Origin of the sequence: Halomonas sp. 111, from assembly GCF_052379685.1 — a bacterium.
In the GTDB taxonomy this organism is placed as follows: domain Bacteria; phylum Pseudomonadota; class Gammaproteobacteria; order Pseudomonadales; family Halomonadaceae; genus Vreelandella; species Vreelandella citrativorans.
In genome coordinates, this window is the sequence record NZ_JBQSYV010000001.1 from 226,549 (window position 1) to 241,020 (window position 14,472).

The 14,472-nt window shown below is 55.2% G+C and carries 14 protein-coding genes; 8 read left to right on the forward strand and 6 right to left on the reverse strand.

The genetic code is table 11. From position 1 onward, the window contains the following. Positions 1-7: 7 nt before the first annotated feature. The 6 genes from cyoE to ACT3T7_RS01115 all read right to left on the reverse strand — a co-directional run bounded on the left by cyoE (position 8) and on the right by ACT3T7_RS01115 (position 5,861). On the reverse strand, positions 8-934 hold the full coding sequence (gene cyoE, locus ACT3T7_RS01090; RefSeq protein ID WP_087108380.1) for a heme o synthase: 927 nt from the start codon (positions 932-934) through the stop codon (positions 8-10). After that, a complete protein-coding gene (cyoD, locus tag ACT3T7_RS01095) occupies positions 892-1,215 on the reverse strand; it encodes a cytochrome o ubiquinol oxidase subunit IV (protein WP_087108378.1) in 324 nt (107 codons plus the stop codon). The genes cyoE and cyoD overlap by 43 nt, the downstream gene beginning before the upstream one ends. Next, positions 1,212-1,826 carry a cytochrome o ubiquinol oxidase subunit III gene (cyoC, locus tag ACT3T7_RS01100; protein WP_192526707.1) on the reverse strand — a complete coding sequence of 205 codons (615 nt, stop codon included), beginning with the start codon at positions 1,824-1,826 and terminating at the stop codon, positions 1,212-1,214. Before cyoC ends, cyoD begins: the two co-directional genes overlap by 4 nt. Continuing rightward, positions 1,826-3,802, reverse strand: coding sequence for a cytochrome o ubiquinol oxidase subunit I (cyoB, locus tag ACT3T7_RS01105; protein WP_192526706.1), 1,977 nt, complete (start codon positions 3,800-3,802; stop codon positions 1,826-1,828). The genes cyoC and cyoB overlap by 1 nt, the downstream gene beginning before the upstream one ends. Positions 3,803-3,804: 2 nt before the next feature. Then, entirely contained in the window at positions 3,805-4,791 is a 987-nt protein-coding gene (cyoA, locus tag ACT3T7_RS01110) for a ubiquinol oxidase subunit II (protein ID WP_192526705.1), read from the reverse strand. Between the two features lie 278 nt (positions 4,792-5,069). Next, a complete protein-coding gene (locus tag ACT3T7_RS01115) occupies positions 5,070-5,861 on the reverse strand; it encodes a DeoR/GlpR family DNA-binding transcription regulator (protein ID WP_192526704.1) in 792 nt (263 codons plus the stop codon). A gap of 352 nt (positions 5,862-6,213) precedes the next feature. Between ACT3T7_RS01115 and ACT3T7_RS01120 the strand changes: the two genes are divergently transcribed. The 8 genes from ACT3T7_RS01120 (at position 6,214) to ACT3T7_RS01155 (ending at position 14,405) form a co-directional block, all read left to right on the forward strand. After that, positions 6,214-7,056 carry an outer membrane protein OmpK gene (locus ACT3T7_RS01120; protein ID WP_407647898.1) on the forward strand — a complete coding sequence of 281 codons (843 nt, stop codon included), beginning with the start codon at positions 6,214-6,216 and terminating at the stop codon, positions 7,054-7,056. A gap of 55 nt (positions 7,057-7,111) precedes the next feature. After that, positions 7,112-8,395 carry a NupC/NupG family nucleoside CNT transporter gene (locus ACT3T7_RS01125; protein WP_192526703.1) on the forward strand — a complete coding sequence of 428 codons (1,284 nt, stop codon included), beginning with the start codon at positions 7,112-7,114 and terminating at the stop codon, positions 8,393-8,395. An 86-nt stretch (positions 8,396-8,481) separates the two neighbouring features. Further along, positions 8,482-9,273: a deoxyribose-phosphate aldolase gene (gene deoC, locus ACT3T7_RS01130; protein ID WP_087108367.1), complete on the forward strand. Its 792-nt coding sequence runs from the start codon at positions 8,482-8,484 to the stop codon at positions 9,271-9,273. Position 9,274: 1 nt separating this feature from the next. Further along, entirely contained in the window at positions 9,275-10,603 is a 1,329-nt protein-coding gene (gene deoA, locus ACT3T7_RS01135; protein ID WP_192526702.1) for a thymidine phosphorylase, read from the forward strand. A gap of 27 nt (positions 10,604-10,630) precedes the next feature. Further along, positions 10,631-11,875, forward strand: a complete 1,245-nt coding sequence (locus ACT3T7_RS01140) for a phosphopentomutase (protein ID WP_444629812.1) — start codon at positions 10,631-10,633, stop codon at positions 11,873-11,875. A gap of 32 nt (positions 11,876-11,907) precedes the next feature. Continuing rightward, positions 11,908-12,633, forward strand: coding sequence for a purine-nucleoside phosphorylase (gene deoD, locus ACT3T7_RS01145; protein ID WP_444629813.1), 726 nt, complete (start codon positions 11,908-11,910; stop codon positions 12,631-12,633). Positions 12,634-12,657: 24 nt separating this feature from the next. Beyond that, positions 12,658-13,065, forward strand: coding sequence for a cytidine deaminase (cdd, locus tag ACT3T7_RS01150; protein WP_018919042.1), 408 nt, complete (start codon positions 12,658-12,660; stop codon positions 13,063-13,065). A 215-nt stretch (positions 13,066-13,280) separates the two neighbouring features. Beyond that, complete coding sequence (locus ACT3T7_RS01155; RefSeq protein ID WP_444629814.1) at positions 13,281-14,405, forward strand: aminotransferase class V-fold PLP-dependent enzyme; 1,125 nt, start codon at positions 13,281-13,283, stop codon at positions 14,403-14,405. The last annotated feature ends 67 nt before the right edge of the window (positions 14,406-14,472 follow it).

A 14,472-nucleotide genomic window follows, 5' to 3' on the forward strand; every position in this document is an offset into this window, starting at 1 on the left:
GGGTCAATCACGCCCACATTATTGGCACCATGGATTCCAACACAATCACCAGGCTCATCGCGGTGATGGTCAAAATCGAGACGCCAAATACGCGTTTGGCCCAGCGTACATCATCATCCAGCCGGTAGCCGCAAATCGCCAGGTAGAGCCAGTAGCCCCCCATGGTCAGTGCGACGCACAGGTAGCCAGTACCTGCCTTACTCGCCAGCACCAAAGCCAATGAGGCGGGAATAAACGCCACAATGTAGCCAAGGATGTGATGCTTTGCGCGCTTGATCCCGTGAACAACAGGCAGAACGGGAATCGAAGCGCGCTGGTAATCGGCATAGCGGAAAATCGCAATGGCATAGGAGTGCGGCATCTGCCAGAGGCAGAAGATCAACAGCAGAACCATCGCCCCACTGTCAAAGGTACCCGTCACGGCGCAGTACCCAATCACGGGCGGCATAGCGCCTGACAGGCTGCCTACTACCGTGCCGTATTCGGAGTTGCGCTTCATATAGAGGCTATACACCCCCACATACACGCCCCATCCGATAACAGCCAAGGCCACCGTCAACCCGTTGGTGCCCAATGCCAGGCAGACCACACCACTGATACCCAGAAACGCCGACAAGCCCAATGCTTGCGTGATAGAGACGCTTCCCCTAACCAGAGGACGATGGCGCGTGCGCGCCATCAGAGCATCAATATCCCTATCAATCACGTTGTTACAGGCACAGCCTGAGGCGATCACTAACGCGATCCCCAACATGACCGAAGCAAACGTCACCAGATCGAATTCACCGTGCGCGGCTAGAAAGTAGCCGCCAAGGGCGGCAATGAGATTGCCGCCAATGATTCCTGGTTTGGTTAGCTCAAGCAGATCGTGCCACCGATTGGGCATGCTGGTTAGCCGATCATCATGTTGAGATGTAGATGCTGCATGATCCACAGCGAACCTCCTACCACTAGGCCGAGAATCAGCACCGTAAAGACGAAGGAAAGCATGTTCCAGCCATCTTCAGTCTTGAAGTCCAAGTGCATGAACATCACAAGCTGAACCAGCACCTGCAAAACGGCCGTCACAGTGATGATTCCCACGTTCACGGGTAAGCTGAACGAACCCAGCATAACCGCGCCAAATGGAATGACAGTCAGGACTAACGACAGCACAAGACCCGTTACATAGGACTTTACGGTGCCGTGACCGGACGGTTGGCTAGAAGAACTCATACCAGCACTCCCATCAAGTAGACGAAGGAGAAGACACAGATCCAGACGATATCCAGGAAGTGCCAGAACAAGCTCAAGCACAGGATACGCGGACGCGTTTTATCATTCAGGCCCTTGGTCGACAACTGAACCAGCATGACCAGAATCCAGATCATACCGAAGGTCACGTGCAGACCGTGGGTACCTACCAGTGTAAAGAACGCTGACAGGAAGGCGCTGCGGTCTGGGCCGAAACCTTCATGGATCAGGTGATAGAATTCATAGATCTCCATCCCCAGGAACATCAGGCCCAGCACGAACGTAATGCCCAGCCACATTTTCACCTGGCCGACGCGATTGGCATTCATTGCCAGAACGCCCATGCCGAAGGTGAAACTACTGATCAGCAGTGCAAAGGTGCCGAAGAGAATCAAAGGTAGTTCAAAAATATCCGCGCCGGTCGGCCCACCTGCCGTGCCCCTCATGAGCACGGCGTAGGTGGCGAATAGTGTTCCGAAGATCACTAAGTCGCTCATTAGGTAGACCCAGAAACCAAATACCTTGGTAGGACCGGCATCGTGGTGCTCATGCTCTTCAGCATGGGCATCGTGATGTAGGGATTCAGTAGCCATTACGCCTGGGCCTCCACACGTTGTTGATGAGCACGTTCGATTCGCTCGACCTCTGCAGCAGGCACGTAGTAATCGATATCGTCGTTAGATACCCGCATCAGGAAGCTCACCAGCATGCCGATTGCACTGAACCCAGCCAGCCACCAGATGTGCCATACCATGGCGAAACCAAAGATCATCGCAAAGACACTGATGACGGGGCCGGCCACCGTGTTCCTCGGCATATGAATATCCGTGTAAGGCGCATCGTTCAACTGCTCGTTGCCACGCTGCTTTTGTGACCAGAAGCTGTCGATATCACCAACGACGGGCAGGCGCGCAAAGTTGTAGAACGGAGGCGGTGAAGAGGTTGCCCACTCCAGCGTACGGGCATCCCATGGGTCGCCGGTCACATCAGCATACTTATCGCGGTTACGCACGCTTACGTAGAACTGAATGAGCGTACAAGCGATACCCGCAGCAATCAGCAGTGCACCGACCAAGGCAACGATAAACCAGGGCTGCCATTCAGCGTTCGGGTAAGAGTTCATGCGGCGCACAGCACCGTAGAAGCTCAGTACGTATAGCGGCATGAAGGCCACGTAGAAACCTGACACCCAGAACCAGAACGAGCGCTTGCCCCACTTCTCGTCAAGCGTGAAGCCAAAGGCTTTCGGGAACCAGTAGGTCAGACCCGCCATCATGCCGAAGACCACGCCACCAACGATAACGTTATGGAAGTGGGCAATAACGAACAGACTGTTGTGCAGCACGAAGTTTGCCGCCGGCAGCGCCAGCATAACGCCTGTCATACCACCGAGGACGAAGGTGATAATAAAACCCAGCGTCCAGAGGGTCGGCGAGGTCATTTCCAAGCGTCCACGGAAGATAGTGAACAGCCAGTTAAAGACTTTCACCCCAGTCGGTATGGCGATGATCATTGTCATGATGCCGAAGAAGGCATTGACGTTGGCACCTGCGCCCATGGTAAAGAAGTGGTGCAACCAAACGATGAATGACAGGATCGTGATCGCGATCGTTGCCCATACCATGGTGTGGTAACCGAACAGACGCTTGCGTGCAAAGGTCGCGATAACTTCTGAAAACACACCGAAGGCCGGCAGAATCAGAATATAAACCTCAGGGTGACCCCACGCCCAGATAAGGTTGACGTACATCATCATGTTGCCGCCCATATCGTTCGTGAAGAAATTCATCCCCAGGTAACGATCCAGCGTCAGCATGGCAATAGTAGCGGTCAAAATCGGGAAAGAGGCAATGATCAGTACGTTGGCGCACAGCGACGTCCAGGTAAAGATCGGCATGCGGAACATGGTCATGCCCTTGGTACGCATTTTCAGGATAGTAACGAAGAAGTTAATACCCGTTAACGTGGTACCTATCCCGGATATCTGCAACGCCCATATCCAGTAATCGACCCCTACCCCGGGGCTGTACTCTATCCCCGATAACGGCGCATAAGCCAACCAACCAGTGGTAGCGAACTCACCCACGAACAGAGAAATGTTAACCAGTAGAGCAGAAACCGCGAACAGCCAGAAACTCAGGTTGTTCAGGAACGGGAACGCAACATCGCGCGCACCGATCTGCAACGGAACAACCAGGTTCATCAGGCCGATAACCATAGGCATGGCCACGAAGAAGATCATGATAACGCCGTGGGCGGTAAAGATCTGGTCGTAGTGGTCAGGCGGCAAAATGCCTGTCGAACCGCCTGCGGCTATCGCCTGCTGTACACGCATCATCAGGGCATCAGCAAAACCGCGCAGCAGCATGATAAGCGCCACGATGAAATACATGATACCGAGCTTTTTATGGTCAACGGAGGTGAACCACTCGTTCCATAGCCAGCCCCACTTACGGAAATAGGTCAACGCGCCTAACAACGCCGCGCCGCCTAGAATCCCCACGAGACCCGCAAGAACCAGAATGGGTTCGTGAAGGGGAATTGCTTCTAGGGTTAATTTACCGAACACGGTTACTCTCCCGCCTCATTGCTCACAGGTTGGCCTTCTTCAGCCTCGCCACTCGCTTGGTTGTCGGTCGTTTGATAGGCTTCATTGCTATCGATAGCTGGTGCGCGGGGCGCATCTTGAGTGTCGGTTTCAGGATCGCTGCCAGTATGGAAGCTGGAGACCAGACGCTCATAGAACTCAGGTGTAACACTTGCGAAGTACTCAACGGGGTTGAACGAAGAGCGCTCAGCCAATTGTGAGTAGCCTTCTGGGTAGGTCAGCGTTTGTGGTGACTGCCGAACCTCTTCTACCCACGCATCAAAGTCTTCATCTGATGTCGCGTGAGCATCGAAGATCATTCCAGAGAAACCTGCACCGCTATAGTTGGTCGAACGACCGCTATAGGTACCGATCTCATTAGCTTCGAGATAAACGTCATTATCCATTCCTGCCATGGCATAAATCTGGCTGCCTAGTCGAGGAATGAAGAAAGAGTTCATCACCGAACCGGAGCTCACTCGGAAACGGACGGGCGTATCAACCGGGAATGCCACTTCATTTACCGTTGCAATACCTTGCTCGGGATAAATGAACAGCCATTTCCAATCAAGTGCCACGGCCTGGATTTCAAGCTCAGGAGTATCACTTTCAAGTGCGCGATGGGGGTCAAGGTCGTGTGAACTTTTCCAGGTAATTACGCCCAAAATAGCGACGATTACGACAGGAACCAGCCAAACAATGGCCTCGATCCAGTTGGAGTGCGCCCAATCAGGTAGGTATTCAGCCATCGTATTGCTACGGCGATAGTACCAGCCAAACACTATCGTCATAACAATAACGGGGATGACCACGATCAGCATCAAGCCAAATGAACTCAGGATCAGTGAACGCTGGGTTTCACCAACGACACCTTTTGGGTCCATTAAGGCCGAGCTACAGCCTGCAAGCAGCAAGCATAGCGCAATGAGCACCAGAGTGCCTGACCTGCGCCAGTAGGAAGGTTGTTGCATGGTGCGATCTCGTCAGAGTTGCGTTACAAAACTAGCCGTCAAACAGCAAGCCAAACGATATGCCATATGTCAGCTAACTAACACCCCATACCCTTCCCAAAACACTCTGCCAGAGGTACTGCCTGTGCTCCGGGAAAAATATGCGCTACCGGGATTGGAAGCAGGTAGCGGATTGAACCGACATCCTAACATGAAGGAGGCCCGCTCTAACCGACGTATCTTCCTTTGATCCAAGCAACGAATCAAAGCGACGATTTGACGCACCTGGCCGTAACTTCCTAACACGATTGCTCAAAAGAAGATGGAACAGGAAGGTGGGTAAGCACACGCCCCGTAAAATGGGTAAATAACGCGGGCGCAGCGCCCTCATTAGTCACAACAATGTCAAAATCGTTCAATGACGCGAAATAGGCGGGGCGAATCATGCCGATTTTACTCGCGTCGATCACTAATAAGCGCTGCGAAGCACAGGCAATAGCCGCCTGCTTGGGGGCTACTTCATGAAAGTGAAAACAGCTAACGCCACGCGTGCAATCAACCCCAGCAGCTGAAATAAATGCCTTATTGATACCGATACGCTCAATGGCAGCGCGCATATCATCGCTGCCAAACGATTGTGATGACGCATAAAACAGCCCGCCCAATAGCACCAAACGCACATTGGGTAGAGCCGACACCGCCGTGGCGACATTTAACGCATAGGTCACCACCGTTAGCTCATGAAAATTCCCCAGCTGCCCCAAAAGAGGCACCAGCGTTGAGCCGCAATCAATAAATAGCGTATCGCCCTCTTCAATAAAGCTTGCGGCCCGCTTGCAGAGCAAGTGCTTTAACGGATAGTCGTTGGCTTGCTGCTCCGCCAAATCGTACGCAGGAGTGCTACTTGGGTAACTTGCCATTACCAACCTTCCGCCCAGCAGCGCTAACGCAGAAGGCTGCGTTGAAAGGTCGCGGCGTATGGTCATTTCTGAAACACCGCATAAACTAGCGGCGTCACGTAAATGCAACGTACCACCACCGGCAAGCGTTTCCTGAAGCAATGCCAACCGTTGGGCGCTACGGTCGTTCATACCAGACGTCTCCTCAATACCGTTATTATTCACTTTATAATATGTCGTGTATGGCTCGTGCCATGACCACTGTTATCCAACGGCGTACTTATATCCAACGGCGTACTTAGCCTATGGCCGTGACGTTAAAGCCACAAGCTTAACGTCTGGAACATGCAAGCCTGGCCTTAGACGTTCGGTTAACTCCATGCCTTCCTGCGACACCCCGATAGAGGCATCCAAGAAGCGGTGGTTTGAGTTTATTGCAAATGGGCGTTAAAAAAATAACATGCAATGTTATAATTATAACATTTTCGCCAGCCCACATAATTCTAACGACGGCCAAACTGTGGCAATCCCTCTTGAGGCTTACATGACTGCTCCGATCTCAATGCGTACTTTTTCATTCACTACCAGCGTTGGCGTTTTAGCCGCTGGCTTGGCACTGGCAACACCAGCAATAGCTGCCGATGCGCCGCACCAACCGACGACACCTCTTTGGTCCTTTGCCAATGTCTCGGTTAACTACCTCGACTGGTCTAACGGTACCGAACGTCGCACGGCCTCCAACGCGGCAAAAAGCGACTTCACCTACGTAGAGATAGAAGGCGGTGCGGGCTTTAGCTGGGGCGAGTTCTACGGTTTCTTTGATTTCGAAAACCCGACCAACGACCGGTTCGATGAATCAAGCGGCGGTAAAGATAACTTCCGCACGGCAGGCAAGGTAACGTCACACATTTATCTGGGGGATACCCCGCTGTCGCTCTACGCTCACGTGTACGACTTCCGTGACTACGGCTATAACAGCCGCGAACAAGACCAAATCCTGGGCCTGGGCTACCGCACAACATTCGCCAACGGCTTATGGTTTAAACCCTTTATTGGCGCAGCACGCGTTCAGAGCGAAAGCTATACTGGCATGAATGGCTACATGGCGGGCTGGGTCGCGGGCTATGACTTCGCCGCCCTTAATCAAAACTTCAGCGTCACCAACTGGCACGAGCAAACGTTTGGCCGCGACAGTGACTACCTGGAACAGAACTATGTAGATGGCAAAGCCGGAAGCGTAGGCACCAACGGTGCGCTGAGCCTTTGGTGGCACCCCAGCGATTTGATCACAACGGGCGTTCAGTATCGCTACTCGGAGAATAAGCTCGGCACGCCGAATGCTTATCAAAACGCGATGATTTACTCTGTCAAGCTCAACATACTTTAAACAGGCTCAACTTAACTTTAAACGAGCCCCCCTAGCGGACTCAAAGGATTCCCATATGACACTCCTTATGAGCTTGGTTGGCATGGTCACTCTGGTGGCCATCGCTCTGATTTTTTCTTACGACCGTAAGTCAATTCGCTTGCGTACCGTGCTGGGCGCTTTTGGTATCCAGGCAGCCATCGGGGCGTTTGTCCTCTATGTGCCGTTTGGACAAACCTTTTTGCAAACCATTTCCATGGGAGTAAGCCAGGTACTGGTTTATGCCAACGACGGTATTGGCTTTCTGTTTGGTGGTCTGGCTGATGTTGATAATGTTGGCTTTATCTTCGCGATCAAGGTCCTGCCGGTCATTATCTTCTTCTCCTCGCTGATCGCCGTGCTTTACTACATGGGCATCATGCAGTGGGTGATTCGTATTCTGGGTGGCGGGCTGCAAAAAGCACTCGGCACATCGCGTACGGAGTCGCTTTCTGCGACAGCCAATATCTTCGTAGGCCAAACCGAAGCGCCGCTGGTGGTACGTCCGTTTATTGCTCGCATGACGCCCTCGCAGCTGTTTGCCGTTATGTGTGGCGGCCTTGCTTCAGTAGCGGGTTCAGTACTTGCCGGTTACGCACAGCTGGGCATTCCCATGGAGTATCTGGTTGCTGCGTCGTTTATGGCAGCCCCGGGTGGTCTGCTTTTCGCCAAGTTGATCATGCCGGAAACCCAGGATGCGACTGACAGCGACAGCATCTCTAAAGTCGAGGAAGAGCTTCAAGAGCAGGAAAACAAACCCGCCAACGTGCTGGATGCTGCGGCCTCGGGCGCCACCTCTGGCCTGATGCTGGCGGCCAATGTTGGCGCCATGCTGCTGGCCTTTATTGCCTTGATCGCACTGATCAACGGCATTTTAGGAGGCGTTGGCGGCTGGTTTGGATTTGAGTCGCTGAGCCTTGAAATGATCCTGGGCTGGCTGTTTGCCCCGCTGGCTTTCATGCTGGGCGTGCCATGGGCTGAAGCCACCGTTGCTGGCTCCTTTATTGGCCAGAAGCTAGTGGTTAATGAGTTCGTCGCCTTTATTAACCTGGCCCCCTACATTGATGGGGAGCAGGTGGTTGCCGCGACGGGTCAATTAATGACGCCTCATACCACGGCCTTCTTGTCTTTCGCCCTGTGCGGCTTTGCCAACCTGTCTTCAATCGCTATTTTGTTGGGCGGTTTAGGCAGTATTGCGCCGAGCCGTCGCGCTGAAATTGCCCGCTTTGGGGGCAAAGCCGTTCTGGCCGGTACACTGTCCAATTTAATGTCAGCCACCATTGCTGGCTTCTTCATCTCGCTGAGCAGTATTACGACCTAACGCAGCGAGTACGACACCATGCAACGGGCGCTGCTGTTTTATCTCGCAGTGCCCGTTTTGTCTTTTATCAATTTTGTGAGAATCCAATGACCGCGACAGCCTCTCCCCACGTCATCCAGGCCGCCCGCCAAGCGCTGAGCTTAATGGATTTGACCAGCCTGAATGACAGCGACACCGACGGCACGATTGAAGCGCTTTGCCAGCAGCTTAAAACGCCTCACGGTAATCCGGCGGCCGTCTGCGTATATCCGCAGTTTATTGTTACCGCTCAGCGTGCGCTGACCGCCCACAAACTCAACGAGCTGGTAAAAATCGCGACCGTTACCAACTTCCCTAATGGCGGCGATGACATTATGGCGGCTGCCCGTGAAACCCGTGACGCAGTTGCCTCCGGCGCCCACGAAGTCGATGTGGTGTTCCCCTACCGCACGCTGATGGCAGGTGACGAAGAAACCGGCCTTGAGCTGGTTGAAATGTGTAAAGCCGCCTGCGCAGATCAGGCCCAGTTAAAAGTCATTATCGAATCAGGCGAACTCAAAGACCCAGCACTTATCAAACGTGCTAGCGAGCTTGCTATTGAAGGCGGCGCCGACTTTATTAAAACGTCTACCGGCAAAGTGGCCACCAACGCCACGCTGGAAGCCGCCGAAATTATGCTGAACGCGATTAAAGCAAGCGGCAAAGACGTTGGCTTTAAAGCCGCAGGCGGCGTGCGCACCACAGAAGAAGCCGCTGAGTACCTGGCGCTGGCAAGCAACATCATGGGCAGTGCATGGATTACACCGGCACATTTTCGCTTTGGCGCATCCAGTCTTTTAGCCAATTTATTAAACACACTGGGCGGCGTAGAAAGCGCAGCACCACAGGAAGGCTACTAATATGCTCCCGCAGGAATTAATTCGCGAAAAACGTGATGGCAACCCGCTGGCAGCTGCGGATATCAAAACGTTTATTCAAGGCATTGCCGATGACCGCATCAGCGACGCTCAGATTGGCGCCTTCACCATGGCGGTATTTCTTAACGGCATGAGCCGTGAGGAAGTCGTAGCCCTAACCACCGCCACGCGTGACTCGGGTCACGTGATGCAGTGGGACTCACTCAACCTGCCCGGCCCAGTGGTCGATAAGCACTCCACCGGCGGCGTGGGTGATCTGGTGTCTCTGGTGCTCGGCCCGTGGGTCGCTGCCTGTGGCGCGTTTGTTCCCATGATTTCAGGCCGTGGCCTGGGCCACACCGGCGGCACGCTGGACAAGCTTGAATCGATTCCCGGCTACGACCCTTACCCTGCCCCTGAGCGCTTCAGCGACGTGGTGAAATCTACCGGTGTGGCGATCATCGGCCAGACCGGCAACCTGGCACCGGCGGATAAGCGCATTTACGGCGTGCGTGACGTCACCGCCACGGTTGAGTCCATTCCGCTGATTACCGCCTCCATTCTGGGTAAAAAGCTTGCCTCTGGCCTTGATGCGCTGGTCATGGATGTCAAAGTCGGCAGTGGCGCGTTTATGCCCACCACCGAAAAATCCCACGAGCTTGCCAAAAGTATCGCCACGGTGGCCACCCAGGCCGGTACGCCGACGACCGCACTTCTCACCGACATGAGCCAGCCGCTGGCACCGTGCGCGGGCAACGCGGTTGAAATCGTCGAGACGCTGGAACTGCTGCGCGGTGAGCGCCCGAACAGCCGCGTAATGCAGGTTACCCGTGAACTGGCCGTGGAAATGCTCATGGCGGGCAAACTGGCGAAAAGCCGTGAAGATGCCCTAAGCCAGCTTGAAAAAGCCCTGACCTCGGGTGCCGCCGCCGAAGTATTCGCACGCATGGTACGTGAGCTGGGCGGCCCGGGTGACTTTATGGAGCGCTCTGACAGCTACCTTGCCAAAGCCAACGTGGTCAAACCCGTGTATGCCGAGCAGTCGGGCAATGTGTTGCGCATCGATACTCGCGCAGTAGGCATGAGCGTGGTGGAACTGGGCGGTGGTCGCCTGCGTAACGATGCCAGTATCGATCATAGCGTGGGCTTTAGTGCGATTGCCGAACTGGGCGCCCAGGTGGATAACCAGCAGCCGCTGGCCTTCGTTCACGCACGTAGCGATGAAGCAGCTGACCGCGCCGCTGCCCAGCTGCGTGCAGCGATCACTATTGGCACGGGTGAAGCAACGATTGATTCACTGCTCCAGGAAACCTATCGCGGTGAAGCGCTTTAATTAGCACCATCTGACGAGGAAAACGCCATGAAACGTGCAATTGTGCTGGTACTAGACTCCTTCGGCATCGGCAGCGCCGCCGATGCCGCCGCCTTCGGCGATGAAGGCTCGGACACCCTGGGCCATATCGCTGCCGCCTGCGCGCGTGGCGACGCCGATACGGCTGAGCGCTCGGGTCCTTTGAAGCTGCCCAACATGGCCAAACTTGGCCTGTTTCATGCCCACCGGGATAGCACCGGCACGGTTGCCGAAGGCGTTGCCCTCCCCGAGGTGCTTGAAGGCGCCTACGCCCACGCCCAGGAAATTTCCAGCGGCAAGGACACCCCGTCCGGCCACTGGGAAATCGCTGGCGTGCCGGTGCGTTTTGATTGGGGCTACTTCAGCGACAAGGCTGAAAGCTTTCCACAAGAGCTACTGGACAAGATTGTTCAGGCAGCCGACCTGCCCGGCGTGATCGGCAACTGCCATGCTTCAGGCACCGAGATCATCGCCCGGCTGGGTGATGAGCATGTGCAAACCGGCAAACCGATTGTGTATACCTCAGCGGATTCGGTCTTCCAGATTGCCGCCCACGAGGAGCACTTTGGCCTGGACCGCCTTTACGCGCTGTGCGAAACCGTGCGTGAGCTGCTGGAGCCTTACAATATCGGCCGGGTTATCGCCCGCCCGTTTATAGGTGAAGACAGCACAAGCTTTGCGCGTACCGGTAACCGTCGCGATTACAGCATAGAGCCGCCTTCGCCCACGGTACTGCAAAAGCTCGCCGATGCCGGTGGTGAAATGGTATCGATTGGCAAGATTGCCGATATCTACGCCCACTGCGGCATTACCCACAAGGTCAAAGCCAGCGGCCACGATGCGCTGATGGACGCGACATTGGGTGAAGTGGCGCGCACCGCTGCTGAAACCAGCGACCGCCCGACCATGATCATGACCAACTTTGTCGATTTCGACTCGGTCTACGGTCATCGTCGTGACGTGCCGGGCTACGCGGCCGCCCTTGAGCACTTTGATGCTCGCCTGCCGGAGCTGCTGGCTGCGTTGAACAGTGACGATCTGCTGATTCTTACCGCCGATCACGGCTGCGACCCAAGCTGGGAAGGTACTGAGCACACGCGCGAATACATTCCTGTGATGGTCAGCGGCGCGGGGTTTGCGCCAGGGCCGATGGGCGCACGCGATACGTTTGCCGATATTGGCCAGACACTGGCGGATTACTTCGCCCTTCCCGCAATGGACGATGGCAAAAGCTTTCTCTCTTATGCTGCCTGATGGCGCTATTTAACAAGACATAAGGAAACCACATGGCTACTCCGCATATTAATGCTGAACAGGGTGATTTCGCGGATACGGTGTTGATGCCCGGCGACCCGCTGCGCGCCAAGTACATTGCCGAAACTTACCTTGATGACGTGCGTCAGGTGAACGACGTGCGTGGCATGCTGGGCTATACCGGCACCTATAAAGGCCGCAAAATTTCCGTGATGGGCCACGGCATGGGTATTCCATCAGTGTCCATCTATGCCAAAGAGCTGATTACCGATTACGGCGTGACGTCGATTATTCGAGTAGGCTCCTGCGGCGCGGTACGCGACGACGTTAACGTTCGTGATGTGGTGATCGGCATGGGTGCGTGCACGGACTCCAAGGTGAACCGCATGCGCTTTAACGACCACGACTTTGCCGCGATTGCGGATTTTGAGCTGACAAGCCACGCCGTGGCCGCCGCCAAAGCGCAACACGTGCCAGTGAAAGTGGGTAACATTTTCTCCGCCGATCTGTTTTACAACCCGCAGACCGATATGGCCGAGCTGATGAAGCGCTACGGCATTGTAGGCGTTGAGATGGAAGCGGCTGGCCTTTACGGCGTTGCCGCCGAGTTCGGTGCCCGCGCGCTGACCATCTGCACCGTATCGGATCATATTTTGAAAGGTGAAGCGCTCTCCAGCGCCGATCGTCAAACCACCTTCAACGATATGATGGTCATCGCGCTGGATACCGTCCTGCGTGACGACGCCGCCAACGCCTAAGTGGGCCACACCGAGGAATCGCTTATGAGCCAAGCAGACTCTGCGCTGGTCAACACGCTGCTTGATGCACTGAACAATGCCTACGTCCCTTACTCCGACCACCCGGTGGCATCCATCATGGAGTGCCCGGACGGCCAGCAGTTTGTAGGCGCTAACGTCGAAGTTGCTCACTACAAGGGGCTTTGTGCAGAAGCATCGGCCATTAGCGCGATGGTAACCGCTGGCCAGCGCGAGCTTGCCAAGGTGTATGTAATGGGGCCAGGCGAGCACCTGTGCACGCCCTGTGGGGATTGCCGTCAGCGTATTCGTGAGTTCGCTACCCCCGATACGCAAATCATGGTTATCTCCCGCCAGGGCGAGGTGCTCAAAACCTACACCATGGAAACATTACTGCCGGACGCCTTTGGCCCCGAGCAATTGCCTCAACGCTAGGCCGCATTCATTACTGCGGTTAGCCGCATCAGGCTGGTTGTCACTCTGCCGCCGTCTTCATGACGGCGGTTTTTTATTGCCTTGCGAACCACGCTGCCAGCACTGGCCTCGCCTAACAATTCCTCGTACTCTATTTCCTCGGGCTCTATTTCCTCAAACCCTGTAAGGCACTTTATCTCGCGTGAACTGTACGCTTACTCATTAAGGAGAACGCCATGGCGGCCCTACTGCCCAACGTTGATCCCACCGGACTGCTTGAATACTCGGTGGTGTATACCGACCGTTCGCTCAATCACATGTCGCAGCAGTTTCAAAGCGTCATGCGCGATATTTCGACCACGCTGAAAGAGGTCTATAACGCCCATGCAACGGCCATTGTTCCCGGTAGCGGGACGTTTGGCATGGAAGCGGTCGCACGTCAGTTCGCCCTGGATCAGAAAACCCTGGTGATCCGTAACGGCTGGTTCAGCTACCGCTGGACGCAGATTATCGAGATGGGCCGTTTAACCGACCAACACACGGTGCTCAAAGCACGCCGCGTGACGGCTGATGACCCGCAGTCGCCGTTTATGCCCGTACCTGCGGAAGAAGCCGCCGAGCGTATCCGCCAGGAAAAACCCGCCGTGGTGTTTGCCCCCCAGGTAGAAACCTCTGCGGGTCTACTGCTGCCCGATGATTATATTCGCACCGTGGCGCAAGCGACGCGCGAGGTGGGCGGCCTGTTTGTGCTGGACGCCATTGCCGCAGGCACCCTGTGGGTGGATATGCAGGATTTGGGCATCGATGTGGTGGTCAGCGCACCGCAAAAAGGCTGGAGCGGCTCGCCCTGCTGCGCCATGGTCATGCTTTCTGAGCGCGCCACACAGCGCTTAAGCGAAACGCAAAGCAATAGCTTTGCCTGCGATTTAGCCAAATGGCACGCGATCATGCAGGCCTACGAAAACGGTGGGCATGCCTACCACGCCACCATGCCAACGGATGCCTTGCGCCAGCTGCGCGATATCATGCAGGAGACTCGTGAATACGGCTTTGCCAAGGTGAAGCAAGAGCAGCAGGCCATTGGTCAGGGCGTTCGTGGCATGCTCGCACGCCACGGGTTTATCAGCGTTGCCGCTGAAGGCTTCGAAGCGCCGGGTGTCGTGGTCAGCTACACCGACGACGCCGGGCTTGTCGGCAAGTTTGCCCAAGCAGGCGTTCAAGTGGCGGGCGGCGTGCCCTTAATGTGCGATGAAGGTGATAACTTCCAGACCTTTCGTATCGGCCTGTTTGGGCTGGATAAACTGCATCACACTAAACGCAGCGTGGACAACCTGGAAAAGGCTCTTAATTCGTTCAATTAATCAGCCGTTACACAGTGCTTAACGCTGACTATATCCGCTCAGAGGCGTCTTTTCGGGCGCCTCTGAG